Here is a 26,330-nt window from a genome sequence, read left to right as displayed (position 1 = left end):
TAATGAGTGATTGCGGCGTAAAGGGTAATGAAACACCTCTCGAAGCACATTCAAACTTGCTTCATCTATAAAATTTAAATAAAATATTTAGTTTGGAAGATACAATACATTCTAAACTTATTCAATTGACCTGTCAAAAGAACACTAGATAATCTTTGTATCTAATCCTTCATTTCAATATTAAACAGCCCCTCTTTCAAAATTTCTTTTATTTCATTGATTGTTTCACAGTCTCTTTCAAGAACATTTACAACTTCACCGTAACTTGTTGTAAGCAATTCACCACCCCCTGCAATTACAGGCAAGCGATATTTAGCTGCAATTTCCACCAGCTTAGGTAGTCCATAATCTTTAAAGTTCCTCTCATCTATCACACAACAGTGAAATGTTTTGACCAACTCTTCGCTTTTTTCATCTATTAATAAATTCTTTTTCAAAGGATGTTCACAAATCATTATGAAATTTAAAGTTTTACTTATTTTATCCAACTCTAGTAAAGGGACTTTCTCACCTTCTTGCTGGTATTCCCGAAAAAAATAATTAAACGTCTTCAGGTCATATCGGCTTCCAACCATTAACACTTTTCCAATTTCATTCGTGATTACCTCGATGGCAGAAAATACTTTTATTCCTTCAATGAAATAATAATCATCAAAATACTGCTCTGTAGTATCTAAATAATCAAAGAAATTATCTATGTTTTGTGATATAAATTCTTTCGCAAGCACCAATGCAGTTAGTTGGTTTTCTTTTGCTCTTTTGACTGCTGCTATTATCTGATCTTTGTTGCTTATTGTTTCGTTTGAGATTAGCGTATAAAAATCGATTATCATGATAACACCCTTTCTTATCAGTTTTGATATAGACTTGTACTAACTATATGGACAAGTTCTTTCAAAAATGCAAAATCCTTTAATGATTCTGTCGCTGGCACTAAAAAGAAGAAGAGTTACCTCCTCTTCTTCTTAGTTAACTTATATAAAGCCTTAATAAAATCCTATCTATTCTGTCGCTTAACCCCTAAATACTGAGTCATACGGTCTAATATAATTGCCAAAATTACAATGCTTATTCCAGCCTCAAAACCTATTCCTACCTCCAGACGAGAAACTGCGCGGAATACATCTACTCCTAGTCCAGGTGCACCAACCAAAGAAGCAATAACAACCATTGATAACGCAAGCATAATGCTTTGATTGATCCCTGCAAGCATTGTTTTCGTTGCTAAGGGCAATTGTACTTTATATAATTTCTGCTTAGTTGTAGATCCAAAAGCATTCGCTGCTTCCACAAGATCTTCAGGAACCTGGCGTATGCCAAGATTAGTTAGACGGATCGTAGGCGGCATTGCAAAAATAACAGAAGAAATAACTCCTGGCACAACTCCAATTCCAAAGAAAAAGATAGCCGGTATTAAATAGACGAATGCAGGCATTGTTTGCATAAAGTCTAATATTGGCGTAATAACCCTTGAAACCTTATCACTTTGGGATGACCATATTCCAAGAGGTACGCCAATGATCACCGAAATAAAAACAGATGTTAAAACAAGTGCCAGCGTGTCTATCGTTTGATCCCAATATCCTATATTATAAATAAACAATAATCCCACAAGACTTAGTATTGCAAAAGACCATTTTCTACTTACAAGCCATGCTAAACCAGCAATTATTACGATAACTCCTAGAGGTGGAAGGATTGTTAGGAGGGTTACAATAAAATTTACAATACCGTCTATAATTAATGACATAAAATTAAATAGCCCGCCTAGGGTATCATTTAAATAAGAAACAAAGTTGTCAACCCATTCCCCTAAAGGGATTTTTGGAATGTTATTCATTTATAATCACCTCTTTTTGCTCCACACCTGCAAGAGCTTGTATTACTCTCTCCCGTTTGACAATTCCTTTTAGTCGGTTGTTTTCATCTACAACTGGTAAGGGGAAACGACTATTCGCCATTTTATCGTACAAATTCTCCAAAGTTGTTTCTGTCGTTGTCGTAGGAATACCCGTAAGAGTGATATCGGAAATAGGTTTGTCTTCTTTAATTGCTTTGGTAACATCTTCTGCTGTTATGACACCAATAAATGTTTTTTTCTTATCGACTACATAAACGCTGGAGTATCCTGCATCCTGCATAAGCTTTAATGCTACGCGAGGTCCACGATCGATCGTGATGGACTCTGCGCGTATCATAACACTTTCTGCAGTAATTACTTTTGACATATTTACATCTTCTACAAACCGTTCCACATATTCATTCGCTGGATTAGTCATAATCTCTTCAGGTGTTCCAATTTGTACAATACTTCCATCCTTCATAAGAGCGATACGGTCTCCTATTCGAAGAGCTTCGTCTAGGTCATGGGTAATAAATATAATCGTTTTTTCCATTTTCGACTGTAGTTCAAGCAATTCATCCTGCATATCTTTACGGATCAACGGATCTAAAGCACTAAATGCCTCATCCATCAAAAGAATATCAGGGTCATTTGCAAGGGCTCTCGCAAGACCTACTCGTTGCTGCATTCCACCACTTAATTCACCTGGATAACTGTTTTCGTACCCTTTTAACCCGACAAGTTCAAGAGATGTTTTTGCTTTTTTGTGTCGCTCATCCTTGCCTATATCCTGGATTTCCAACCCATATTCTGCATTTTCTTGGACTGTTCGATGTGGAAATAAAGCAAAGCGTTGAAATACCATACTCATTTTCTGCCGTCTCACGTTGCGTAATTTTTCGCTATTCATCTTCATGATGTCTTCTCCATCAAGATAAATATGGCCGCCTGATGGCTCAATAAGTCGATTTAACAGCCTGACAAGAGTGGATTTCCCACTACCGGACAACCCCATTATCACAAATATTTCACCTTGTTTTACTTCAAAACTTGCTTGGTTCACCCCGATAGTCATATTTGTTTCTTTAAGGATTTGTGACTTTGTTTTTCCTTCCCGTAAAAGATCAATAGCCTTTTGAGGGTTTTTCCCAAATACTTTTGTTACATTCTCAACCTTAATCTTCAGAGTATCCACCTAAACACCTCTCCATATAATTAAAGATTTATGTAAGCATTTTTAATTGTTGACTAGCTTCTGCATAAAGTTATTCTTCCTTAACCGGAGTACTTTAAACCATCTTTTCAAGATTAGCTTGCTTTATTTTCCTAATAAATATTTTTATATTAAATGGACAAATTAGCTTTATAAGCTTGCTCTCAAAAATATTAATTTTGGAGCTCTTACAAATGGAAGAGAGGGATGAAAATGAAAAAGAATACCATTATGATGGTAATAATATTATCTTCTGCAATTCTTTTAAGTGCTTGTGGCGGTGGCGGAAATGAAAAAGATGGGGAAGGAGAGAAAGGCACTCTGAAGTTCGGTATCAACAACTGGGCAGAAAACATCGCTGTCTCAAACATGTGGAAAGTACTGCTTGAAGAGAAAGGATACTCTGTAGAACTAAAGGAATTAGAAAAAGCGGCAGTCTGGACAGGTATTGCTCAAAATGACCTGGATGTTGCTCCCGAAATTTGGTTACCCAAAACAGACGAACCATTATATGAGCGATATAAAGATGACATTGTAAAAAGAGAAAGCTGGTATGAAGGAACTGGGCTTGGATTTGCTGTACCAACATATTTGGAGAATATAAACAGCATCGAAGATTTGAACGCCAATAATGATACACTCGGAGGACGGATCATTGGTATAGAATCCGGTACGAGCTTGATGGAACTTGCAAATGAAGCCATTAACGAATATGACATTGAGTTAGATCTTGTGCAGTCCTCTGAACCTGCTATGTTAAGTGAATTGAAAAAGGCACATGACTTAAATGAACCGATTGTTGTAACGCTTTGGAACCCCCATTGGGTGTTTGCAGAATATGAGTTAAAATATCTCGAAGACCCAAAAAAGACATTTGGGGAACAAGATGATATTTTCTACATGACAAGAAAAGATTTTGAAAAAGATCACGAAGAAGTCGTTAAATGGATGGATAAATGGAAAATGAACGATGATGAACTTGGTGATTTGATGAGCATGATTAACGAAACCTCACCAGAAGAAGGCGCTAAGAAGTGGATTGAACAAAATAGGGAACTGGTCGATAATTGGTTAAGTAAATAGCTCTGTTAAAGTTGAGTGTTGATAATAACGCTATTCTAATGATGATTGGAGTAAAAGGCGGAGACTCCAGCACCGCCCCGTGACGCGTAGCCTTTTGCGGAAATCAACAGCGGCGTTTAACACAGCCAAGTAAATAAAAAGAAATGCCGTCACATTGTGTGGCGGCATTTCTTGTATTATTATCTCTTAATTTCAATATTTATGAACGGAACCTATTTAAAAAACACCTTATCTACATTATACTTCGCTTGTAGCTTGTTGATGATATAGGTTTCATAAATTTCCCGCTCCATCGGATCTTCTATTAAACAGATATCAATACGATATACTTCATCTCTGTGATTTTTGATTGGTGAAACATTGTCTTCAAAATGCTTTTTAACTCTTTGTCTTAGTTTTCTTGCTTTTCCCACGAACAAAAGCTCATCATTGATATTGAAGAAAAGAAAAATTCCACCTTGATCCCGGGGTATTTGATGTAAATCAATGAACCCATTGATAGGGGTGATGGTTGGCTCATTCTCTCTTTTAATTTGTTGTCTCTCAGTAATAGAGATATTCGGATTTGGGATTTCAATTTTTATCATATTTAGTCACGTCCTCTTTTTCTGTAAAGGTAAATGTTATCATAAGTATCGCTGAAATGCTATTAAGATTCTGTAAAGTGTCTCTTTTCTTCTATTCTCTGATAGATAATTGACTATTTCTAACACCAGCCAATAAAAGGTTACGCGTTCCACGGTGCGGTGCTGGAGGTTCATCAATACTTGTCTTTAGAATAAGTATTCCCCAAAAAGCATTATTCTTCAATCGCTCCAGATATATTATACTCCTCTAAATTTAAATCACATGTTTCATCTAGAGCCAATTGGGCAAGCATCATACCAAGATAAGGGCCACTAGTCAAACCTGATGCACCAAGGCCGTTAGCTAAAAGCAAACCTTCAAATTCGGGTATTGGGCCTATAACAGGCAAGAATCCAGGGGTGAAAGGTCGGAAACCTACTCTTGTTTCCAAAATGGTGCTTACTGATAAACCTGGCGCAACTTCCATTGCTTTAGCAAGAATATCTGAAATGCCTCCTGCAGTAACACGGTAATCAAATCCTGATTCGTCCTCATGTGTAGCCCCTACTATCACGCGACCTTTTTCAAGGCAAAGAATGTATTGATTGTTAGGAGGCATCACAACAGGCCAGTTTGATGTATCGGTGTGGGGTAGTTCCAAATGTACGATCTGTGCTTTCTGAGGCGTAACAGAAAAACGAACTCCTAGCGGTTCTAAAAGTTTTCTTGCCCAGGCACCTCCTGTAACAGCAACTTTATCAGCGTATAGTATCTGATCTTTCAACTTCACACCAGTCACCTTTGTATCTTTATGTATCAATTCTGCATCGCCTTCTAGAAATATTGCACCATGCTTTTTAGCAGCATTAATGAGTGCTACTCGCAACGCCCTTCCATTTACGCGTGCAGCGCCACTTATGTATACAGACCCAAATTCTTCGGATAATGGCGGAAATCGCTTTTTAGTTTCCTCTGGTGATAGAATGGATATTTCCCCAATTTCAGGTGCTTCATCTTTTCGCTTTTGCGCGCGCTCTGCAATTTTCAGAAGCTTTTCAGCGTCTGTATGTAAACTTAAAGCCCCCACTTTGCTATAGCCTGTCTCTGTTTCACCATCCGCCTTTAATTGGTCTATTAAAGACGGATAGTAGCTTGCTCCCCTCTTCACTAACTGATACCATGCTTTATTACGTCTTTGGGAGATCCAAGGACAAATAATGCCTGCAGCTGCATCTGTTGCTTGTCCTGTATCGAACCGATCAATTAAGGTGACATCAGCTCCAGACTTGGCTAAATGAAACGCAGTGGAGGCTCCTAGTATACCTGCTCCTACGACAATTATCTTTTTCACATTAAACACCTATTCTGATATATATTCTTTAAAATTCTGATATATTTTTTACACTACTGTATATTATGCCTGATACTTGACGGAAATAAAAGACTGCTCTCTATATCGCAGAAAGGTAAGTAGTTAGGAAAGTTGAAAAACCCCCTTTAAGCTAACAAGAGAGTTTTTCTGGTCTGTATACAATTATTTATTTTCTTTGTGACCGAAATTTATATTCTTTCCATAAAAAATCTCGTCCATTTCGTTTGTTAGCTTTTCCGTAATTTCATACCGCTCTTCCACATCTAGGGAATCTTTTGTATGGCCAAACAAGTAATTGTTTAAGTCAAATCCCTTAAGTTTGCATTTTGTATGAAAAATATTTTCCTGATAAATATTAACGTCAATCATATCGTACATATTTTTTACATCATCAGGTATGTAGTTTTGAATAGAATTAATATCATGGTCGATAAAAAGCTTTTTCCCTTGAATATCACGGGTAAAGCCACGAACACGATAATCCATCGTCATAATATCGGTCTCAAAGGAATGAATAAGATAATTTAATGCCTTAAGTGGTGATATTTCTCCACAAGTTGATACATCTATATCTGCACGAAATGTGCTGATCCCTTCTACAGGATGATACTCAGGATAAGTATGTACAGTGATATGACTTTTATCAAGCTGGCAAACAACCGAATCAGGCAATGGACCTGGTGACTCTTCATAGGACTCAGTTGGCACCTCAACAACAGGTCCTTCCGAAACGAGCACAGTAACACTTGCTCCCTGTGGGACATAGTCTTGCTTTGCAACATTTAAAACATGTGCTCCAATCAGGTCCGCCACATTTGTAAGGATTTTCGTTAATCTGTCTGCATTATATTGCTCATCAATATAATCAATATAGGCCTCGCGTTCTTGTCTTGTCTTTGTATAACAAATATCATACATATTAAAGCTCAGCGACTTCGTTAGGTTATTAAATTCGTGCAGCGTTATGCGCCGTTCTGTGGAACGATCCATGGTATATCCCCCTTAACTTATTTAGCCCCCTATTAACGGAGCATTCTAAATTTATATATATATTACCCTTTCATTAAGGTAAAAAAACAATTAAATTTTTCTTTACTTTGTTATGAAGTCTTTTATCACTGCTTTTTGCTCCTCGTATGACTGCTTTCCCAAATGAATTAACTTATCCATTGAAGAAACTTCATCAAAAGGAACTTCTGCGTTAAGCTCTTTATTTACCCGAAGATACTGTCTACCGAGAAGGTGTTCACATTGATATGAAACGGACTCAGATGATAACTGTAGAGCTAAATCCAACAGCTTTGGTGTCACCTTCATCGATGGCAAACGAAAAGGAAGCCATTGTTTTACTCCCCAATATTTATTTTCATTAATCGTAAAGTCAATGGTTTGAAGACCTGTACCGATAGATAAGATATTAATATCACTTAAACCTATTTTAAAGTAATCTAATGCCTCCGTAATGCAAACCATTGATGGGTTATTTGCCCAAAGTCCTCCATCAATAGATAAATAGTGGTTGTCTATATTATTTGGAGGAAAATAGACAGGGGCAGAACAAGATGATAAAACAGCATCCCACAGTTTGACTGATAGGTCCTTGGTATCTTTGTTTCCATAGTTTGAACGATGTACATATGGTCTTCCTTTAGTTACATTTACCGCTGGAATTAATAAAGGACTACTAATATCACCAAGGGTTCGCTCTCCAAATGCCTGATAGAAAAACTTGCGCAGATATTTATCACTGTAGATGCTCTTGAATAGACCGAATTTTGCTTGCCGCACAAAAATTTTCTCTCCAAATTTTTTATAACTATTTAAAACTTTAGACATGTCCATTTTTATACTTATAGATGCAGCGATAATCGACCCTGTACTTGTGCCAGCTATAAGGTCGAAAAGTTCACTAATGGGTTGATTATATTCTTCTTCCATAGCTTGTAAAATGGCTACAGCATACACCCCCCGAATGCCGCCTCCATCTATACAAAGTATTTTCATTTTCATCACCAATTCTTCCTGTATTCTTATATCTTAATAAGTGCTTCGCCTCTTTTTAACCTTACTAATCCCCCTAAAGAACACACCGTTAATCGCTGCGATGAAAATATAAAATAAAAAGGAATAATACAATGCCCAACCTCTGTATTGAAATAAATTAAAAAAGAGGGAGATCCATTCTAGAAAAGTTAAGATACATGCGGTTCCAAGGATGAATACCACTAAATTCGGCTTCCATTTTTTATAAAAATGAATGATAATCACCAACGAGGCCGGGTATGTAAAGGACTGTAGGATAAGATCGAAAATCTCTGCATGAGCAAAGTCCATCGTATCGTACATATCCAGGGGATGCTCAGCAAATAAAGACTCCAATGTGGTTGCAAGAAATATATTAAACAAATAAACACTGAACAATTCGATAGTTGTCAATTTTCTATAATGCTTATGAAGTACGAATAAAACAGTTATTACTAGGACAGTTACAACGATTGTATAAATTTCGTTTTCATCAAATTTTTTCGGCAAGATTGGGTTTAAAATTTTCATGATTATTAACTTCATGCTAGGACGGGCTTCCTTTTTAGAAGTGTACGAATCTTTTTCGTTACATAGTGGGATATCAATAAAATAACGAGAGCGAAAAACACATCAATGATTGGATACTTTTTTCGTTTCAAGGATCCCAATTGCCAAGAATATTTTTTCGCAAAGTACAATAAAACTGACCCACATAATCGCGCTAATATAGAAGGAGATACTTTTCTTCGATTTAGCTAAATAAAGCACTCCAATTAATAAAACTGGTACTATAACTCCGTAAAATAATTTAACATTAATTTTTGCCCAACCACTATCTGCAATAATTAATCTTTCATAGGGTGAAAACAATTTATAGTACGTATTTTGGCACAGATAGGAAGTAGTGAAGAAAGTTAAGAGTAATTCTAATGGCACATAAGCTCTTTTAATCTTACGAAGAGAGTATAAAAGCAGAATGGAGATTGTGAAAATAAGTAAGAAGGCAAAAATCATGTCATGGTGGACTCCCTTCTCCTAGAATATATTCCTAGTATTACTAAGGAAGGAGTTTTCATTCAATGACTATATAAACTCTCTGTATTCATATACTAATATTTCTAAAAAAGTCTGGGACAAAACTAATAAAGCACAATTTAAAAACGAATAACCCCAGTGTTTTGCTCGCATTTTCGAGTAGTCATCCTCTTGCACTCCAATCAACCCCTAGTAATTAAAAAAAACAATAAAAAACCCGGACTAAAGTCAAAACAATAGCTCGGGTTTTCACAGAATAAAATACTTTAAGCTCACCGGTGTATGTGGAATTATGGAAGGTGGCTAATTGACAATAAAATTCTCCATTAACGTATTAAACTTTCCTTTTTCGTTCTTCCAAAATTCTTTCAACAGAGGAACGATTTCATAACAGATAATATGCTCAAACCATTTTTCTTCATCTAAGATTCGATCAACAGAAGGACAAAAGTAACTGTGCCCTATTCCAAAGCCGCTCTCTGCTTTATCATAAGCCTTTATCTCTTTATTTAATTTTTCCATCAAACAGACTAGTTCTACAACGAACTCCTCACTTATCCCTTTTTTGATCAAGAGATTTTGGAAATTTGGAGAGTGAAATGCCGGATTAATACTCACAAGCGCAAAACGCCTTAAAACAGCCAAATCAATATTATAAGAAGCTACTGTATTATTGAGCGTACAAATGAAGTATAAATTAGAAGGTATATAAAATGAGTCTTGTTTTTCAGATTTGGTAAGATAGATGGAATGCTCTGGGTCTCTTTTATCTGTCTCAATAATTGAAAGAAGTTCTCCAAAAACATCTTGAATCACTACCCGGTGAATGTCATCCAAAATGACATAATAATTTTTATTAGGATCCTTTTTAGCTATTTGACAAAAACGATAGAATATTCCTTCTTGGTGGGTAAAGTCCCCGTAGGTAAGAGAAGGATGTAAACTAAACCATGCAATCCGACTATTATCCATTATTTTCATATGGGAATAGGCCAATCTTTTAGCTAGGTAAGTTTTGCCTACACCTGGTGGGCCTTGTAATATTATATTTTTTTTGTAGTCAAGCGCCGTCAATAATCGAGATGCTTTATGATTACTAAGGAAAGCCTCAGAAGTAAAGTCTTCAAATGAATAGACAGAAAGAACTTTTTCATGTTCTTTTTTTTCGTTGGAAATATTGAGCGGTGAAGCATGCTCCTCCATTTTGACCAGCCTGCCTTCTTCTCCCTTTTGTGCGTTTTCTTCTTTCATCCTATTTGAGGGATCTAAATGCTCTTCCGGTGACAAATATTCTGCTGCTATAAGATCAAGTAAATAGGTGATGGTGTTCTCATGGGTTGTCAGTTTTGTTAATGTATTTGAAAAAAAGATGTTGCCTTTTATTTTCCAACTTCCAGTGGCTATCCAGGCTACCTTCCTAATAGATTGATACTTATTTTGATGTTTTTTTAATATATATTCTGATATTACTTTACCGAACGCCACGATTATATTGGGAGCTTTTTTTATAAAAACAAAATCTCCTACTTTCATCTCATGGGCAAACTGATATTTAATCGTAGCTTCATTATAAGATGAGTCATTAAATTTATGTTCTTTTTGCAAAGCTTCTGCTATTTCCTTTTTATTCCGCAATTGTTTAAGGTTTGTTAATACTTCTTTTCCGATGGATATGCAATTGTCGCGAACTGAAATTTCCAATTGGTGTTCATTTTCAATCGACAAAACCCAATAGCCTTGAGATATATTTTTCTGAACATTTTCTTGTTTCTTAACCTTATCAACATTTGTATGATGAAGATAATCAAGAAACCTGCTTATTTCATAAAATAACGGAAGTTCCGATTGTTTCCCTATCAAGTCTTCATATTTCCCCACTAAATTACTTTCCACCAAGCAATGTTGAAATTTAAGAAATCTTATCGCAAAACCATCTTCTTTTTCATAAGCAACATCTAGCTTTAACACATTCTCTAAAACAGTTACACCTTGCTCTGAAAATAGGCAAAAAGAGTTTGGAAATATTTTTGCAACCATTTCACATATTACTTTTTCTCCAAAACCAAAAAGCTTATATTTTTCCGAAAATACGAGATTTTCCATTCGTTCCGTTAAAGAGGCGTTTCCAAATATAAGATAGAGAAAGCTATTCCGATACCTCGAGATCGGTGCGAATTGTCCGCCCAGTGCTCGTTCTTTATGCTCAGTCAAAGCAAATGTATGAAGATGTTCCCCTAATTGTTGGATATCCTCCCACTCCAACGTTTCAAGAAACTCTCTTTTATTAAATTGTGCTAAGTATCGGAAGCTGCAGGCTTTTTCATCCACATCATCAAACCACTGTTTCTTCTGTTTATTAAATAAATACAAGTGAGTATCAATATGAGCGTTCTTTGTTTTTCGCTTTAGACAGTCTGGTGACACCCAAAAAGAATGAAGTATTTTATATTCTTGGACCGATATTTTATAGTTTATTTTCTCCTTCAGTTTAAAAAGTTCAAGGTTTCTAAGGTCTGGTACCTTTTGAAGGTCAGTAAGTAAGAGTGCTTGGTGTTCTTGTTTCGTTCTTTTCTCCTCTATATCTATTCTAATTCTTAGTTCTCCATTTTTTAAAAAAGGAGATGAACAAATCTTGCCGAATGCCGTTAGAGAATCTCTGCCTCCATCTTCATGTGAGCAGCTCCAAATGAAAACTGGATCTCCAATATTCAATGTATGGGTATGGTACTTCTGGGAGACAGTCCATTCAATCGTCGCCTCTTCTGTATCCAATTCTGATGGATGACCTTGAAAAATCCAGTATGCCAATGGAATGTTCCTCCTCCTTTTAGTACGCCCTTTTTATACTTTATTATAATAAAAAGAAAAAATTCGAATAAATGATTATGTTATAGTTCATCATTCTTCGTTTTATCCTCTTTTACACATAGAACCTTAACTTAATTCAGTTGTTCATTAATAAATGATTTTTCCTCCATTGCAATATTTAGCGCTTTTTACATGTTTTATTAACGTATGGTTACAATAAACCATACGGGAAGCTGTAAAAAGGAGCCGGTGATATAAGATGACGAAGGAGCAAATGGAAATTCTGAATAGGCTAAAGTCAAAACATGAACAGGTTACTTATGAATGGATTGATTACTGGTGGCAGTATTCGTCTTTTAATACATGGCAATTTTGGGTTAACGTATTGATGCTTGTTGTACCCTTAGTTATTTTATGGTTTAAACTAGATCGGTCCAAAGCGTTTCATTTAGGTTTTTATGGATTTACAGTACATATTATTTTCACTTATTTTGATAGTGGGCTCATTCGGTTTGGATTGATCAGCTACCCTTATCAAGCTATCCCTTTTATTCCTGTTAATTTCGGACTGGATGTCTCTCTAATTCCGGTTCTATTCATGTTGGTATACCAATGGACTTTAAATCAAAGGAAGAATTACTATCTTTCCTTCTTATTATTGACGGCATTTCTTGCTTTTGTTTTTAAACCAATTTTGTATTCGTTTGACCTAATACTTTGGCACAAATGGGCAAACCCTTTCTATTTGTTTCTTTTTTATATTGTTATTTTCACTCTTTCTAAATGGCTCACTAACCTCTTTCTTCACTTTGAAAGGAACAGTAAAAGAGAAAAAGTTGACTCGTAAGTTCAAGAGTCAACTTTTTCTATTATGGTCTATTTATCCTTGTACCCTTATGCTTTCGGCGTATTTTAGCAAAATGGCATGAATCACAGACCCCATACTTATAATCACTGGCTAGCTTTGTTCCACACACTCTGCATTGTTTGGACATTGTTTTTACGTCAGTTTTTAATCTTTCATGAACTTCATCACTGAAACTCTCCCGGATCTTTTCCCAATAAGAAGCCTCTGTTCTTCGATCCAGCCGATAAAGAAATAATAAATGAAGCCCGACTGCTTTATAAGAAAGCTCCACATCCTCTAAGCTCCCTTTTCGCATAAAAGGATCAGGAAGTTCTGTTTTACCGGCTATTGCAAGCATGGTTTCATACCACTGATTTACCAGCACCTGCTCCTTAGAAGAGAACGGAAGATGCAGGAATCCATAGAGGTCAATTACGGAAAGTCGAGCCTCAATGACACTATCTTGTATTATTTCGTACAGTTCCTTTTCCTCAGATAGGCTTGCTTTCTCGGTTCCTTCAGGACTTTCAAATTTGTCCCATAGTTCAAAAAATGTACCAAGTTTTCGAGAATATTTCTGAAATCGTTCAAGAACCGAGCTTGTAGGTGCGATGGCAAAGGTTTGAACTTCCAAGTCTTTTTGTTCGAGCAGCTTAGTCATGATGGAAATATCACTTATGAAAGCAACTTTGCCTATATTGTAAATCCCTTTTCTTCCAGCGCGACCTGCAATTTGCTTTACTTCTTGAGAAGTTAAACGTCGTCTTCTAGTTCCGTCAAATTTGTCTGTTTGGAGAAAAGCAATCCTTCTTATCGGCAAATTTAACCCCATCCCAATCGCATCGGTCGCAATTATGACAGTAGACTCACCATTAATAAAGCGCTGCATCTGCTTTTTTCTTGTCTCAGGTGGCATGCTTCCATAAATCATACTCACTGAGAAACCTCTATTCTGTAAAGCAGATGCTGATTCTAAAACCTTTTTTCTAGAAAAGCAAACAAGTGCATCTCCTTTTTTTGCATCTTGTAGCGTAAAGGGTCTAGATTCTACCTGTAAAGGTATTTCCCTCTTATATTCATGTACTTCTACATCTGCGTCTCCCAATAGCTGCAAAATCATGCTTTTCATGTTTAAACTGCCGATAATATGTACTTCTGTTGCATTTGCTTTTGTAATAGCTTTGTACCAAGAAAATCCTCGATCTTTGTCTGCGATCATCTGTGCCTCATCTATTACCACTACCTCATAAAAATCCTTCTCATGAAACATTTCCACTGTGCTTGAAAAGTGTTGAGCGTAAGGAAGGAGCTTTTCCTCTTCTCCGGTCTTAAGCGAACAGGGTACTCCTTCTGCGTTCATCGTATCATGCACTTCAAGCGCTAACAGTCTTAATGGCGCAAGATACAGTCCACTTTCTGCTCTTTTCATTCTATCCAACGCTTGGTATGTTTTCCCTGTATTTGTTTCTCCCACATGAAGGATATAGCGGATATCTCTATCTGCTGAAGGGATGTATTCTCTGCCAAAAATATCATCGAGCATTTTTTCTTCTTCTGCTTTTAACCTTCTTTGTTCAGCTAATTCCTCTTCTTGCTTACGCACACGATCATCTTTATCCTTTTCAAAAACTTCCTGATGTACTTTTAAATCAAAAGGTAGATGCGCCAGTTTTATTAGATCACCCACATATTCCTTCTGGATTTCATTAAAAATATCATTTATTTTTAAGTAAAAATCATTAGCCAACAGTTTTCTTATCTTCGAAGATGTTAACTGTTCTCCCATCCATTCAGCATAAATTGTAAGGAGTTCAGGGTTTAATTGGGTTAGAATGAGATCAGGTACCACTCCGAAAAAGTAATCCGTTATCCGTTTCTCATAGACGAAATAAAAAGTTTCATATTCAAAATGACGCTCACCATAGTGAAAGGTTTTATGAACAGCGCCAGTTAATTCACTAAAAAAGGTTTCTAATGTTGTATAGTCCTTAGCATCAAAAACTCCAGCTTCTATTAAGATTTCTTCTAATCGAAATGTGTCCACTTTCTCATACTTAACACGTTCTTTAAAATCAGCAGCTAGTTTTTTGGCCACAAAATGTCTGGTATACAAATAAAAATCATGATGTTTTTCATCCGTAACTTGACGTGCTTTTGCTTCTAGCTTGATGCTGATTTCATCTTTTTTAGCTTGAATACGTTTTTCTTGAACTCTTTTATGAAAAGCTAAGCGTACGTTCTTATACCTCTCTTCAAAGGAGAAAGCTTCTTCTTCTTCATCTGCTCTTTTTGCAAGCCATTGTAAAGCATTAAATGGTTTATAATCGCGCATTTCGTTACGAAATAACCGATTGATAAGTTTTCGATCAACACCTTCCACTTCAAACCCGCGTTCCTGTAAGAAAGCCTTCTTTTCTTTTCTAGCAATGTCATTTGTTACTTTATTTAACCAAACATTCGTCCAAATTTGTTGTACATAGTGCCCTCTTTCTTCCACATACTCTTTGAAAGTGGGCAGTTCTTCTTTTGTTTCTAAAAATTGATCTATATCTTCTTCAATTTTATATTTCGTTTGATCAATTGCTATGGAATATAGAATATTTAATTGATTCAATAGTGAATCTCCTTTCTCAATAAGTTAAAAGAAAAGACTATCAATTAGTCCGTTTCTAACTCTTGCATAATATACTGTATCGGTATGCCCAGCCCATGTTCATCAGTGGATGCATAAACAAGGGCAATGACCTCGCCGTTCTGATCTATTACAGGGCTTCCGCTATTCCCAGAGTGAACTGGCACATCAAGTAACAATACAGGCTTTGGAATAGTTGTATCTATCATACCTGCCGTTTTCCCCTCGTTGACGATAAATGAATGAGCAAGTGGGTTTCCAATGATATATACATGTTGTGGTTTATCCGGTAATGCTTCTTGGCTAATGGACAGAATCGGTAAGGAACTGCCGTCTATTTTAAGGATTGCTGCATCATACTCAGAACTAGAGGCAATAACCTGCGCAGAAAAAATTTTTCCGTTTGGAAAAGTGACAGCGATAGGATTCATTCCATCCACCACATGGTAATTTGTAATAATTTTACCTGAAGGATCGATGTTAAAGCCTGTTCCTTTTTTATTACTGCCTCTTATAGTAACAACCGCCTCTTTCCATTCTTGTATATCCTTATCATTTGATAGTTCTTGCGATTTTAATAAAAATTGTAAGGAGGGTAGATTGTAGAATTTTGGGAATATACCCCAGACATTTATTAGAAGAGCCAGGATGATAAGAAAGGAAATTATTTTAAATCTCTTTCTCCGTTTTTTCATATTTTGTTCTTTTTTATCTAAATCAGCGTCATCAAATAAAAAATCTTCCAACGGTGGTTCTACCGAATCTGGCTTGTTTTCTTCAAACTCGTCTTCTCGTTTCATTTCTCTCCCCTTTTCTTCTGTAAATCTGACTAAGTTAATGGAAACTTACCATATGTTTGAGTTGCTTGTCACGTCAAGTTATCTTTCAGGGTAAAATAAGGAAAAATATAGTTGACAATTTACAAAAGTCATTTTATAATTCATCTTGAAGTTAAAAATCTCGAATTAAAGATAATTTATTTTAGGGGAAAATTAGGAGGAAGAAAAAATGACAAAAACGAATTGGAATGTAGACAAGGCACATAGTACGGTGGATTTTTCTGTAAAGCATATGATGTTTGCAACAGTCAAAGGAGGATTTAATGAATATGACGCTACTATTGTGGCTGACCCTACTGACTTAACGACTGCTTCTATCGAGTTTACGGTAGATGTAGCAAGCATTGATACTCGCAGTAGTGACCGGGATGCTCACTTACGTTCTGCAGATTTCTTTGATGTAGACAATCATCCAAAGATGACATTCAAGTCAACAAATATCGAGAAAACCGATGAAAATGAATATAATGTGACTGGAGATTTAACAGTTCGAGGCACAACAAAGCCTGAAACTTTCTCCGTAACTTTTGAAGGTACCGGTTTAGATCCATGGGGAAATGAAAAAGCAGGTTTTGCTGTAGAAGGAAAAATTAAGCGCAGTGACTTTGGCTTAACTTGGAATGCTCCTCTAGAGGCAGGCGGAGTACTTGTTGGAGATCAAATTAAAATAGAATTACAGCTACAGGCTGCTAAAGGTTAATAAAGTAACAGAAGGCTGAAAGGGACTATATTTAGTTTCTTTCAGCCTTTCTTATTTAGATATTTGGCATAAACGGGTTTTTCCATTCCATTAACATTCCATAGTTCTTAGAGTCTTCATCCTCCAGGTAGTTATTAACTAGCTGCAACGGCATCCGTCCGCAGCGTAACAGGAACGTGATAATAGGGTCTTTAAGATCCCCCTTAACCACTTTTTCCACATATTGTTCTGCTGTCATCTTTTCAGAATATGTATGGTAACCTGGCATTCTTCCACCCCCTAATAATCGTTCTACACCTAACTGAACTACAACTTCATACATAGAATTCATCAGCCATTTTCCTAGACCTAACTTGCGATTGCCAGGAGTGACACTTATATCTACCACGTAAACCGTGTTTCCACGAGGGTCATGGTTTCGGATATAACCTTTGTCAGTGATCTCTTCCCAAGTATGATTTGGTTCTTTTGCATTAAATTCGACAAGCAATCCAGTCATGGAACCCACAATAATTCCATCTATCTCAATACAGAGTGCACCTTCGGGGAACAAAGTTATATGATTATGCAGCTGTTCCTTATTCCACAATAACTCCGGAGGGAAAGGTGGCGGAAAGCATTCATGTTGCACACGTATCAAATCTTCAAAGTCTTTCTCCTGATAATTCCGTATAATTGCCTTTACTGGTTTGGTCTGATCAAAAACATATATTTCTTTTCTATAAGAGTAGTTATCTTGTTCATTCAACATTCTTTCATACCTCCATACTTGGTTTTTCTGTAGTATAATGAAGTCAGTACGGTAATCATTATACCTTTTAACAGAATTAAAGAAACTTTACGGGTTGCTTCCATTTCCACAGGAGCAACAAACGATGCGAAACTGCCATTATCTAAGAACAAAAGAGGTGTTAGTTATGATGACAATAGCATTTATACTTGTTGGAGTGATTGGAGTGGCTTCAGTGATTCTCACTCTTTCATTAGCAGGCAAAAGTGATGAAAATTACACAGCATCCACTAAAGGGAATTTATCACGTTTAACATGGATATACATTGCACTTGCAGTTATTTTAGTTGGTGGTCTAGGGTTGTATTTAAAGTTTGTCTATTACTGACAACCTGGTAAATATGCAATAAAACAAGCAGGAAGAGTCTTTGCCTGCTTGTTTTTATTGGATTACAATTTATCATGAGATTAGTAGAGCGAAGTATAGTATCATTCTCTTACATCTATTTTTTCAAAAAAACTTCTAGTAAGCTCAACTACATAAGTGCTCCCCCTTGGTTTCTTTTTATCTACTCCTTCGACAAGCATGGCAGTTAAAAGGGTAGGATCCTGTTGATCATATGCAACAAATAATCCGTTTTCATCTCCAGACGGTCCTTGCTCCGTTTTCATTTCACTTGTTCCTGTTTTACCGGCCATTTCTCTTCCTTGCACATTTGCTTTTTGAGAACTTCCTTCCGTTACTATTTTCCGAAGATAATCCTTTAAAAGAATCGCCTGTTCTGACGAAACGATTTCTTCCTGCCAAACGGTCTCTTCTTCTTCCTCCAGTAAAATCGGCTGCATCATCTTTCCATTATTAACTACGCCGCCGTATATACTTGCAAGGTGAACAATATTCATTAATAATTCTCCCTGTCCATAAGCAGTATCAGCTAAAAGAACATCATCTTCAATAGTCTCTGAATTGGAGATTTGTGATTTAACTGTTGGATAGATAAATGGTAAAGCCTCCCCAACTCCAAGCCTACTTAGTCCTTCTTGAAATTTTTCAGCCCCCATGTCAAGTCCTGCTCTGGCAAAATAAATATTATCTGAGAACTTCAATCCGCTTTCCAAATTAACTATATTATCTTCCTCATAATATCTATTAACTTTGTAACCCCCCCATGAATCATCCTTCTGCCAACTTTTTTCGTTAATCTCATAGGTAGCTGCAGGGTCTATTTCTCCATTAACCAATCCAACCACAGCAGTCAAAAGTTTCATTGTTGAACCAGGTGAGTAGGTATAGGAGAAACGGTTTATCGTCGGTTTTTCCGGATTCTCTTCTAATGCTTGCCTTTGTTGTGATGATAATCCGAGTACATAATCATTAGGATCAAATGTTGGAAGGCTTACGAGACCGCGTACTTTTCCTGAAGTTGGATCCATGACAGCCGCTGTCCCTGATTCTTCTTTGAGAGTTTCGAACAGGTTTTGCTGTACCTTTCCGTTAATGGTGAGCGTTATCGTTTCACCGTTTATAGGTTCGGACGCCACTATATCTACTTGAGAACCATCTTCTTTTTCCAGATAGACCTTTTCCCCATTTTTTGCTTTAAGACGATCTTCCAGTAATTGTTCAAGCCCCCTTTTACCAACCATATCTCCGGGAGAGTACCCTTCGAGACTTTCTAGGTCCTCTGCTGTTACCTCTCCTATATAACCGATCAAATGTGCTGCTGATTGTCCTAAAGGATAGATTCGTTCTTCTACTGTCTTAACGGATATTCCTTCTATTTCCTCTGCTGCCATTACTGTTTGTTCTTCTTCTAAAAGAAATTTTTTTATTGGCATCACGTAATCCGGCTTGGCCCAGCTTAGTGTATATTGTGATTTTATATACTCCTCGTCCATATTTAAAATTTCAGAGAGACGCTGTAATGACTCTTCTTCATTAAACTTTCCCGGAACTACTCCTACTTGAAAAACTTCCCCATTTGTAGCCATTGGATTTCCCTCAGTGTCCAATATCTCTCCTCTTTCTGCATATGTAGTACTAAAGTGAACTTTATCAGTTAATTCAAGATTAGGTAAAATAAAGGATGGGTCCCATTGGATGTTCCATTTTTCTTTTTCGTCTTCTGCTATCGTCTTCTCTAATACAAAATCCTTACTATACTCTATTTTACCAACATAAGTATCAAAAGAAATCTTCCCAGGTATCGTTACGGAAGCTTCCTCTTCCCATGGTATTTCTTTATCCAGAATTTCTATAGAAAGGTTAGCCGTTTCTAGATCTTCATATAGTTTTTCGTATTTTTCTGAAAACACTTCGTTCGTATAAGCTGTTTTTGTTGTAGTAGTCAAGTAAGTATCATACATGTCGTTAAATTCAGATGCCTGCCACTTTTCAATATATTCGGCAAGAGCGGTATAGGGACTTACTTTTTCTTCTTCTTGACAGCCACTCAGTAAAACTGCAAGCAAGATCATTATTAGTAGTTTTTTCATCAATTCTTCCCCTTCCAGTCTATTCTAGGATTCTATTTGTTAAGAAATCTAGTTATTTATGGCTGTATATCCACTTAAACGAATTCCACAGTTCTGTCGGGATCGCGAAGCGGTGGCGCCTCTAACGACTAACCTGCTAGAGGTATAATTCTTCACTTAATAAGAGCCATTAGGTATAGGATACAGGATTTACCACTTTAATTAAAGTGAAAAGAGCGGGAGAAAAAAGCATATTGCTCATTTTTGTATTTGACTCATCTGAATAAGATAAGGAGGACGAACAGCTGTGTTAACAATTGGAAGTGAGCAAACTTTAGAAGGTAGGGGATTTTACTCGTCTCTGGTAGCTGAAGTTGGGCGTGGTTAAACTATTTAATAATAGTAATATTTTAGAATTGCGTTAGAACTCCGGCAAAAAAAGTTTCATTGCTCATCATGTACTTCCTTCGGTCCCTATGATACATCATCTTGTGGTATCCCACCTTTTTATGTACTTTCTTCGGCTCCAAAGGTACATCATCTCTCGTCCTCCCACCTTTTCATGTACTTTCTTCGGCTCCAAAGGTACATCATCTCATGCGAATCACCCTTTTCATGTACTTTCTTCGGCTCCAAAGGTACATCATCGAGCACCATCCATCGTTTTTATGTTCCTTCCAGCACCCTTAACCAATACATGAAAATAACCGTGCTAGCTTTAGCGAAAGAGGTGTTGGGAAATTAACAGCTATAGAACGATACTTAAGCAAAGTCCCTCCCTTCTATTAATGCAAAAAAGCCCGGAAATAATCCGAACTTCTGTTAATCTATTCTATCTAGTTCTCTATTAAATTGCCCTCTGCAGGTATTGGGTTTTCTTTGAGCATCCGGGAAAAGTGTAATAGGTTATATGCGGTAGTCTTAGCCTGCTGCATTGTAAACTCATTTCTGTGGCCTTCAGCATCTATATAAGAATCACCCGGACCTGCTTCTCCTACCCAGTAAGTATCTACATTTGGAGGAATATTAAATCCTGAGTGAGTAAGACCATAAAGTATCGATCTTGCAGCATGTTTCGCTCCGTCTTCATTTCCTGTTACGACCGTCCCAGCTACTTTGTTATAGTAGATACATTGACCTTTTTCATTCGTTAAGCTACTGGCACCATAGATGCGTTCCATAACCATGGTAGCGACACTGCTTTTTTCACCAATCCAAAGCGGTGTTCCTATTACTAGTATATCTGCTGTTTTTATTTTTTCAAAGATGATCGGCCATTCATCTCCCTCCCCTTCATCTTCGGAGATCCCGAATTTCACATGATAGTCTGCGATTCTGATTGTTTCAGACTTTACACCCTCTTTTTCGAAATGGGTAATAACTTCATTCATTAAGCTTTGAGTATTGGAAGTCTCTTCACTAGACTTCAAACTGCAGTTCAAAAATAATGCTTTAATCATCCTACTTTCCTCCATTCCATTTAATGCGTATATAGATGAATTCCCTTCTTGGTTCATAAGAAAACATTATAAAAAGACCGCTTCATGTTAGTAACCTTTAACATGAAACGGTCTTTCTATAAGGCTATTTTCTCAAATAGCCTTATAAAACTTATAATGCTTTATCATCGATTGAGTCTAAGTATAGCTCTATCTCATCTATAACCGATTTTACACAACCTTCTTCAAACGGTGAAATTAATTTCGCATCTTCCACCAACTCTGTAAAGGACTTGCTTCCTCCTTGCTTGCAAAGATGCAAATAATCTTTCCATGCTGTTTCTTGATTATCTTGGGCACGCTTCCAGAATTGAAGAGCACAAATTTGCGCTAATGTATAGTCAATATAATAGAACGGTACTTTATAGATATGACCTTGTTGCTGCCAGAAACCACCGTTTTCAAGGTAATCATTCTCGTCATAATTTAGATGTGGAAGGTATTTCTTTTCAATATTTCTCCATGCCTGTTTACGTTCCTGTGGGGTCACTTCCGGGTTTGCATAGACAAAATGTTGGAACTCATCTACCGCAACTCCATAAGGAATGAAAAGTACGGCTTCGCTTAAATGTGAGAACTTATATTTATCCGTATCATCTTCAAAGAATAGCTCCATCCATGGCCAAGCGAAGAACTCCATACTCATAGAGTGGATTTCACATGCCTCTAAAGTCGGAAAGCCATATTCAGGCACTTCAAAACCGCGACTCTCAAATACTTGGAAAGCATGACCTACTTCATGTTTTAAAACCCGGACATCGCCTTTAGTACCGTTAAAGTTAGCAAAAATGTATGGTGATTTATACTTACTGATATAGGTACAATAGCCACCGCCTGCTTTACCTGTTTTACTTAAAAGATCCATCAAATTATTTTCTACCATATAGGTGTAAAAGTCATTTGTTTCACTAGACATTTCCTTATACATTTTCTTTCCTTGCTCTACGATCCACTCTGCATCACCTTTAGGATCAGGATTTCCTGTTTTAAAGCTAAAGCTATTGTCATAATATTTTAAAGTGTCCACTCCAATACGCTCTTGTTGCTTTTGTTTTAATTTTGTTGCTAAAGGAACAATAAACTCTTTTACTTGATCACGGAATTTAGCAACCATATCAGCATCATAATCAGTGCGACCTAAGCGGGCATATGCTAATTCGGTAAACGAGGAGAATCCAAGCTTCCTTGCAATCCTTGTTCTTACCTTCACAAGCTTGTCGTATAATTCATCTAATTGATCTGCGTTATCTACGAAAAAATTGTATTTTGCCTCATTAGATTCTTTCCGTACTACTCTGTCGGTTGATTGATGATAGGGAGTAAGTTGGGAAAGATTCCTTTCTTTGCCATCATACGATATCTTTGCAGCGGCTAGTAAATTTACATAGTCGCTTACTAATTTGTTTTCTTCCTGAAGTTCTTTCATAATTTCTGGTGAAAAAGTTTTCAATTCACTGTCTGCTAATTGAAATAACTGTTTTCCCCATTTTCCTTCAAGCTGCGGACGGAATTTGGACTGTGTAAGAGCCTTGTAATAGTTGGTAATAAGCCCTTTATATGCGGGTCCTACTTCATTAAAAAAATCTTTTTCCTTCTTATAGAATTCATCCATTGTATCGATTGTATGGCGTATTTGAACAAGCTGTCTCATAGTTTCAAATTCCGAGCGGTACTCATTAATCTCTGACATCATTTTATCCTGAACTTCAAAAGTCTCGGCACACTCAAATTTCTCCAGTAATTGTGTGAATTCTGTCTCCAGTTCTTCCATACTTGGTCTGCTATATTGATAATCATCAAATCTCATCATAATTCCTCCTTTGTATACTTTTAAAAATATGTATATCCACTACTTCGACAAATGCTGCAAGGATTCCTTCCTATATTCGAAAAAAGTTTCGAAAAGCGAAATAAAAAACCTCCACTATTTTTTAGATAGTAGAGGTACACAATTACTCATTCCATAGCTTGGAAAGAATCTTAAAGGATTTTAGTCGTGCCTGGTGGTCAAAGACGCTTGTGTTTACAATAAGTTCGTCTGCTTTTGTTTCTTCAAGAATAGCTTGAAGCTTTTGTTTTACCGTTTCACTGCTTCCAGCAACAGTGTAGCGTAATTGCTGTTGGACAACTTGTTTTTCATATGGGCTCCAAATGCTATCCATATCATCAACAGGTGGTTTCATCTTACCTGGGGTTCCACGGATAAGATGAATAAATTGTTGTTGCAAGGAAGTTGCCAAGTACTCGGCTTGCTTATCGGTATCAGCAGCAATAACGTTAACTCCTATCATCGCGTAGGGCTTTTCCAGATTTTTTGAAGGTTTGAAACGGGTTCTGTAAAGCTCTAGAGCAGGCAGAGTATAATCTGGTGAAAAATGGCTTGCAAAAGCAAAAGGCAATCCAAGTTCAGCTGATAATTTTGCACTAAAGCCACTTGACCCTAGTAACCAAACCGGAATTTCCAATCCTTCTCCAGGAACGGCTCGTACTTTTGCCGTTCCATCCGCTTGAAAATACGAACGAAGCTCTTCTAGCTGCTGTGGAAAGTCTTCTCCCCCACTTCTTCTTTCCCTCCGAAGCGCAGCTGCAGTTAACTGATCGCTTCCTGGTGCTCTTCCTAATCCAAGATCAATTCTACCAGGATATAAGGTTTCCAATGTTCCAAACTGCTCAGCTATTACTAACGGCGCATGATTTGGAAGCATTATTCCACCTGAGCCAACACGGATAGTGGAAGTGGCCCCAGCAATATGGCCGATTACCAAAGACGTTGCGGAACTAGCTATTCCTTCCATGTTATGATGTTCAGCCAACCAGAATCGCTTATATCCGAGCTTTTCGGTAAGTTGAGCAAGCTCTACGCTATTTTTAAACGCCTGTCCTGGGTCGCTTCCCTCTACTACAGGGGCTAAATCCAGAACAGATAAGGGGATAGTGTTCTTTTTTTCATTAATAGTCATATTAATTGTTGTGCTCCTCTCTATTTGTATCCTTATCTATTTTGCTTTAGAAAACTCTTCTTTAATCTGCTTTAATAACTCTGCTTCTTTAAGGACTTTATAAGAGGCCAATGCCATTGCCTTAGCTCCTAAGATCATGGCATTTTTTCCTTGTTCACTAAGTGCTGCGTCCCGGAACTCTGGTGTGTGACAGGTGTACCGTTCTTCACATATTTTTATATAAGGATGAATGGAAGGAACCACCAGACTGACATTTCCCATATCTAATGAGCCAGCACCATCTCGTGATTCAGAAATTTCTTCTGCTTCTACACCTAATTCTACTAAAGAATCAGTAAAAACATTAGAAAGTGTATTATTAGTAACCATGTTATCGTAAGACAATTCGTAGTTAGACATCTTCATGGAAGCACCAGTCATTAATGCTGCTCCTTCAGCGATAGCCTTTACCTTTTGCACCACTTCATTTACATAGCTTCTTGTCTCGGCTCTTACATAAAATTGCGCCACCGCATAGTCCGGGACAACATTTGCTGCTTTCCCTCCTTCTGCAATTATTCCATGTATTCTAGCGTCAGAAGTAACATGCTGCCTTAGCGCATTGATTCCATTAAAAGTTTGCAAAACGGCATCCAAAGCATTAATCCCATCCTCTGGACTCGCGGCTGCATGTGCCGGCTTACCGAAAAATTCAAACTGTATTGCATCCATTGCAAGGGAAGAACCACTTTTCACATAAGAGTGCAGAGGATGAACCATCATCGCTACATCAAGTCCATTAAACACACCCTTTTCCGCCATGGTCACCTTTCCACCTTTTGTTTCTTCTGCAGGAGTTCCGTAAACAACAACCTTTCCACCAGTCGAAGGAAGGATTTTACTTAAGGCGATTCCTGCTGCAATTCCCATTGTACCGATAAGATTATGGCCACATGCATGTCCGATTTCCGGCAAGGCATCATATTCGCTCATTATCCCTATGACAGGTCCCGGTTTTCCACTATCAAAAATAGCCTCAAAAGCAGTAGGCAGGTCACAGATCCCCATATTGACTTGAAAATGATGCTCTTTTAATTTGCCAGCCAAGAGCTTTGAGGATTCAAATTCTTCGTGACCTAATTCCGGGTTCTCTCCGATTTTCGTACTTATTTCATAAAATTCTCCTCTTAGATCTTCTAAAGTATCTATAATTACTTGTTTCATACGATATCCCCTTCGTGTGTCATCTATGTATTTCGGTTTAGAAAATATAGTATCATGAAGTGGGAAATTAAAATAATTATTTGCCTATACATACTCTTCTAAAGAGTACTCCATTTAAATCGAATGGTAATAACAGCAACAACATTCCTTACTTTAATATTATTGAAATAAAAAAAACATGGTTAGAGGAAATCTCCAATCATGTTTTCACGTTGCAATTAGTATCTTAAAGCACCTGCTCCTGCGATAATTAAAATAATAAATAAAACAACAATTAACGCAAAACCTCCGCCGTATCCGCCACCTGACATAGAATTCCCTCCTTCATGTAGAACTACTATACACATTATGCAAGAGGCCCGTAGATGGTATAGGCTGATTCAATATTTATAGCGTGTGCCTGAAACGGAAATCAACGGGCTTTTCCTACAAGTAAGCAAAAAAAATGTAGACAACCTCGAAATACCTCGTGGTTGTCTACAGTCTAAGCAATTACCAA

General features: G+C 37.0%; 23 protein-coding genes. 4 read left to right on the top strand and 19 right to left on the bottom strand.

From position 1 onward, the window contains the following. Window positions 1-161: 161 nt before the first annotated feature. The 3 genes from K9B36_RS00375 to K9B36_RS00365 form a co-directional block, all read right to left on the bottom strand. Window positions 162-833 (bottom strand): hypothetical protein, encoded by a 672-nt coding sequence (locus tag K9B36_RS00375; protein WP_223699951.1) that lies wholly within the window; start codon window positions 831-833, stop codon window positions 162-164. A gap of 164 nt (window positions 834-997) precedes the next feature. Further along, window positions 998-1,840, bottom strand: coding sequence for an ABC transporter permease (locus K9B36_RS00370; RefSeq protein ID WP_223699949.1), 843 nt, complete (start codon window positions 1,838-1,840; stop codon window positions 998-1,000). Next, a complete protein-coding gene (locus K9B36_RS00365; protein WP_223699948.1) occupies window positions 1,833-3,038 on the bottom strand; it encodes a quaternary amine ABC transporter ATP-binding protein in 1,206 nt (401 codons plus the stop codon). Before K9B36_RS00365 ends, K9B36_RS00370 begins: the two co-directional genes overlap by 8 nt. Window positions 3,039-3,269: 231 nt before the next feature. Here K9B36_RS00365 and K9B36_RS00360 point away from each other — a divergent pair, with 231 nt between their 5' ends. Continuing rightward, entirely contained in the window at window positions 3,270-4,139 is an 870-nt protein-coding gene (locus K9B36_RS00360) for a glycine betaine ABC transporter substrate-binding protein (RefSeq protein ID WP_223699945.1), read from the top strand. A gap of 212 nt (window positions 4,140-4,351) precedes the next feature. Here K9B36_RS00360 and K9B36_RS00355 read toward each other — a convergent pair whose 3' ends face one another. The 7 genes from K9B36_RS00355 to K9B36_RS00325 form a co-directional block, all read right to left on the bottom strand. Next, window positions 4,352-4,726 carry a nucleotide excision repair endonuclease gene (locus tag K9B36_RS00355; protein WP_223699944.1) on the bottom strand — a complete coding sequence of 125 codons (375 nt, stop codon included), beginning with the start codon at window positions 4,724-4,726 and terminating at the stop codon, window positions 4,352-4,354. Between the two features lie 212 nt (window positions 4,727-4,938). Further along, window positions 4,939-6,057 carry an NAD(P)/FAD-dependent oxidoreductase gene (locus tag K9B36_RS00350; protein WP_223699943.1) on the bottom strand — a complete coding sequence of 373 codons (1,119 nt, stop codon included), beginning with the start codon at window positions 6,055-6,057 and terminating at the stop codon, window positions 4,939-4,941. A 183-nt stretch (window positions 6,058-6,240) separates the two neighbouring features. Beyond that, window positions 6,241-7,068, bottom strand: coding sequence for an adenosylmethionine decarboxylase (gene speD / locus K9B36_RS00345; RefSeq protein WP_223699942.1), 828 nt, complete (start codon window positions 7,066-7,068; stop codon window positions 6,241-6,243). A gap of 102 nt (window positions 7,069-7,170) precedes the next feature. Next, window positions 7,171-8,088 (bottom strand): CBASS cGAMP-activated phospholipase, encoded by a 918-nt coding sequence (locus K9B36_RS00340; RefSeq protein WP_223699941.1) that lies wholly within the window; start codon window positions 8,086-8,088, stop codon window positions 7,171-7,173. A gap of 27 nt (window positions 8,089-8,115) precedes the next feature. After that, on the bottom strand, window positions 8,116-8,646 hold the full coding sequence (locus K9B36_RS00335) for a CBO0543 family protein (protein WP_223699940.1): 531 nt from the start codon (window positions 8,644-8,646) through the stop codon (window positions 8,116-8,118). Between the two features lie 87 nt (window positions 8,647-8,733). Further along, the gene (locus K9B36_RS00330; RefSeq protein ID WP_223699938.1) at window positions 8,734-9,117 is read right to left on the bottom strand and encodes a hypothetical protein; all 384 of its coding nucleotides are present in this window, start codon (window positions 9,115-9,117) and stop codon (window positions 8,734-8,736) included. A gap of 324 nt (window positions 9,118-9,441) precedes the next feature. Beyond that, on the bottom strand, window positions 9,442-11,946 hold the full coding sequence (locus K9B36_RS00325; protein WP_223699937.1) for an AAA family ATPase: 2,505 nt from the start codon (window positions 11,944-11,946) through the stop codon (window positions 9,442-9,444). A 259-nt stretch (window positions 11,947-12,205) separates the two neighbouring features. On the opposite strand from K9B36_RS00325, the gene K9B36_RS00320 reads away from it, so the two are divergent. Beyond that, complete coding sequence (locus K9B36_RS00320) at window positions 12,206-12,793, top strand: CBO0543 family protein (protein WP_223699935.1); 588 nt, start codon at window positions 12,206-12,208, stop codon at window positions 12,791-12,793. A gap of 22 nt (window positions 12,794-12,815) precedes the next feature. On the opposite strand, the gene K9B36_RS00315 is transcribed toward K9B36_RS00320, so the two are convergent. Next, window positions 12,816-15,407, bottom strand: coding sequence for a helicase-related protein (locus tag K9B36_RS00315; RefSeq protein WP_223699933.1), 2,592 nt, complete (start codon window positions 15,405-15,407; stop codon window positions 12,816-12,818). A 44-nt stretch (window positions 15,408-15,451) separates the two neighbouring features. Next, window positions 15,452-16,225 (bottom strand): S1 family peptidase, encoded by a 774-nt coding sequence (locus K9B36_RS00310; protein ID WP_223699932.1) that lies wholly within the window; start codon window positions 16,223-16,225, stop codon window positions 15,452-15,454. 208 nt (window positions 16,226-16,433) lie between these two features. Between K9B36_RS00310 and K9B36_RS00305 the strand changes: the two genes are divergently transcribed. Then, the gene (locus K9B36_RS00305; protein ID WP_223699930.1) at window positions 16,434-16,964 is read left to right on the top strand and encodes a YceI family protein; all 531 of its coding nucleotides are present in this window, start codon (window positions 16,434-16,436) and stop codon (window positions 16,962-16,964) included. Between the two features lie 55 nt (window positions 16,965-17,019). Here the strand turns inward: K9B36_RS00305 and K9B36_RS00300 are convergent, their stop codons facing one another. Next, entirely contained in the window at window positions 17,020-17,715 is a 696-nt protein-coding gene (locus tag K9B36_RS00300; RefSeq protein WP_223699929.1) for a GNAT family N-acetyltransferase, read from the bottom strand. A gap of 166 nt (window positions 17,716-17,881) precedes the next feature. Here K9B36_RS00300 and K9B36_RS00295 point away from each other — a divergent pair, with 166 nt between their 5' ends. Further along, window positions 17,882-18,082: a hypothetical protein gene (locus K9B36_RS00295; protein ID WP_223699928.1), complete on the top strand. Its 201-nt coding sequence runs from the start codon at window positions 17,882-17,884 to the stop codon at window positions 18,080-18,082. Between the two features lie 101 nt (window positions 18,083-18,183). Here the strand turns inward: K9B36_RS00295 and K9B36_RS00290 are convergent, their stop codons facing one another. From K9B36_RS00290 to K9B36_RS00265, 6 genes are all read right to left on the bottom strand, one after another. After that, complete coding sequence (locus K9B36_RS00290; protein ID WP_223699927.1) at window positions 18,184-20,190, bottom strand: penicillin-binding transpeptidase domain-containing protein; 2,007 nt, start codon at window positions 20,188-20,190, stop codon at window positions 18,184-18,186. Between the two features lie 815 nt (window positions 20,191-21,005). Beyond that, window positions 21,006-21,629: a flavodoxin family protein gene (locus tag K9B36_RS00285; RefSeq protein WP_263399237.1), complete on the bottom strand. Its 624-nt coding sequence runs from the start codon at window positions 21,627-21,629 to the stop codon at window positions 21,006-21,008. 151 nt (window positions 21,630-21,780) lie between these two features. Next, window positions 21,781-23,475, bottom strand: a complete 1,695-nt coding sequence (locus tag K9B36_RS00280; protein ID WP_223699926.1) for a M3 family oligoendopeptidase — start codon at window positions 23,473-23,475, stop codon at window positions 21,781-21,783. 145 nt (window positions 23,476-23,620) lie between these two features. Then, the gene (locus tag K9B36_RS00275; RefSeq protein ID WP_223699925.1) at window positions 23,621-24,628 is read right to left on the bottom strand and encodes an LLM class flavin-dependent oxidoreductase; all 1,008 of its coding nucleotides are present in this window, start codon (window positions 24,626-24,628) and stop codon (window positions 23,621-23,623) included. Between the two features lie 36 nt (window positions 24,629-24,664). Next, a complete protein-coding gene (locus K9B36_RS00270; protein ID WP_223699924.1) occupies window positions 24,665-25,831 on the bottom strand; it encodes a M20 family metallopeptidase in 1,167 nt (388 codons plus the stop codon). Window positions 25,832-26,049: 218 nt separating this feature from the next. Further along, on the bottom strand, window positions 26,050-26,142 hold the full coding sequence (locus K9B36_RS00265) for a YjcZ family sporulation protein (protein WP_223699923.1): 93 nt from the start codon (window positions 26,140-26,142) through the stop codon (window positions 26,050-26,052). Between the last annotated feature and the right edge of the window lie 188 nt (window positions 26,143-26,330).

The organism is Sutcliffiella deserti, assembly GCF_020037475.1.
In the GTDB taxonomy this organism is placed as follows: Bacteria; Bacillota; Bacilli; order Bacillales; family Bacillaceae_I; genus Sutcliffiella_A; species Sutcliffiella_A deserti.
This window is presented reverse-complemented; position numbering and strand designations above follow the sequence as displayed.

Coding starts and splice junctions, on each gene's coding strand:
- K9B36_RS00355 (WP_223699944.1), bottom strand. CDS start 4,726: ATGATAAAAATTGAAATCCCAAATCCGAATATCTCTATTACTGAGAGA.
- K9B36_RS00340 (WP_223699941.1), bottom strand. CDS start 8,088: ATGAAAATGAAAATACTTTGTATAGATGGAGGCGGCATTCGGGGGGTG.
- K9B36_RS00310 (WP_223699932.1), bottom strand. CDS start 16,225: ATGAAACGAGAAGACGAGTTTGAAGAAAACAAGCCAGATTCGGTAGAA.
- K9B36_RS00320 (WP_223699935.1), top strand. CDS start 12,206: ATGACGAAGGAGCAAATGGAAATTCTGAATAGGCTAAAGTCAAAACAT.
- K9B36_RS00275 (WP_223699925.1), bottom strand. CDS start 24,628: ATGACTATTAATGAAAAAAAGAACACTATCCCCTTATCTGTTCTGGAT.
- K9B36_RS00360 (WP_223699945.1), top strand. CDS start 3,270: ATGAAAAAGAATACCATTATGATGGTAATAATATTATCTTCTGCAATT.
- K9B36_RS00285 (WP_263399237.1), bottom strand. CDS start 21,629: ATGATTAAAGCATTATTTTTGAACTGCAGTTTGAAGTCTAGTGAAGAG.
- K9B36_RS00300 (WP_223699929.1), bottom strand. CDS start 17,715: ATGTTGAATGAACAAGATAACTACTCTTATAGAAAAGAAATATATGTT.
- K9B36_RS00270 (WP_223699924.1), bottom strand. CDS start 25,831: ATGAAACAAGTAATTATAGATACTTTAGAAGATCTAAGAGGAGAATTT.
- K9B36_RS00290 (WP_223699927.1), bottom strand. CDS start 20,190: ATGAAAAAACTACTAATAATGATCTTGCTTGCAGTTTTACTGAGTGGC.
- K9B36_RS00295 (WP_223699928.1), top strand. CDS start 17,882: ATGATGACAATAGCATTTATACTTGTTGGAGTGATTGGAGTGGCTTCA.
- speD (WP_223699942.1), bottom strand. CDS start 7,068: ATGGATCGTTCCACAGAACGGCGCATAACGCTGCACGAATTTAATAAC.
- K9B36_RS00280 (WP_223699926.1), bottom strand. CDS start 23,475: ATGAGATTTGATGATTATCAATATAGCAGACCAAGTATGGAAGAACTG.
- K9B36_RS00265 (WP_223699923.1), bottom strand. CDS start 26,142: ATGTCAGGTGGCGGATACGGCGGAGGTTTTGCGTTAATTGTTGTTTTA.
- K9B36_RS00330 (WP_223699938.1), bottom strand. CDS start 9,117: ATGATTTTTGCCTTCTTACTTATTTTCACAATCTCCATTCTGCTTTTA.
- K9B36_RS00370 (WP_223699949.1), bottom strand. CDS start 1,840: ATGAATAACATTCCAAAAATCCCTTTAGGGGAATGGGTTGACAACTTT.
- K9B36_RS00335 (WP_223699940.1), bottom strand. CDS start 8,646: ATGAAGTTAATAATCATGAAAATTTTAAACCCAATCTTGCCGAAAAAA.
- K9B36_RS00375 (WP_223699951.1), bottom strand. CDS start 833: ATGATAATCGATTTTTATACGCTAATCTCAAACGAAACAATAAGCAAC.
- K9B36_RS00305 (WP_223699930.1), top strand. CDS start 16,434: ATGACAAAAACGAATTGGAATGTAGACAAGGCACATAGTACGGTGGAT.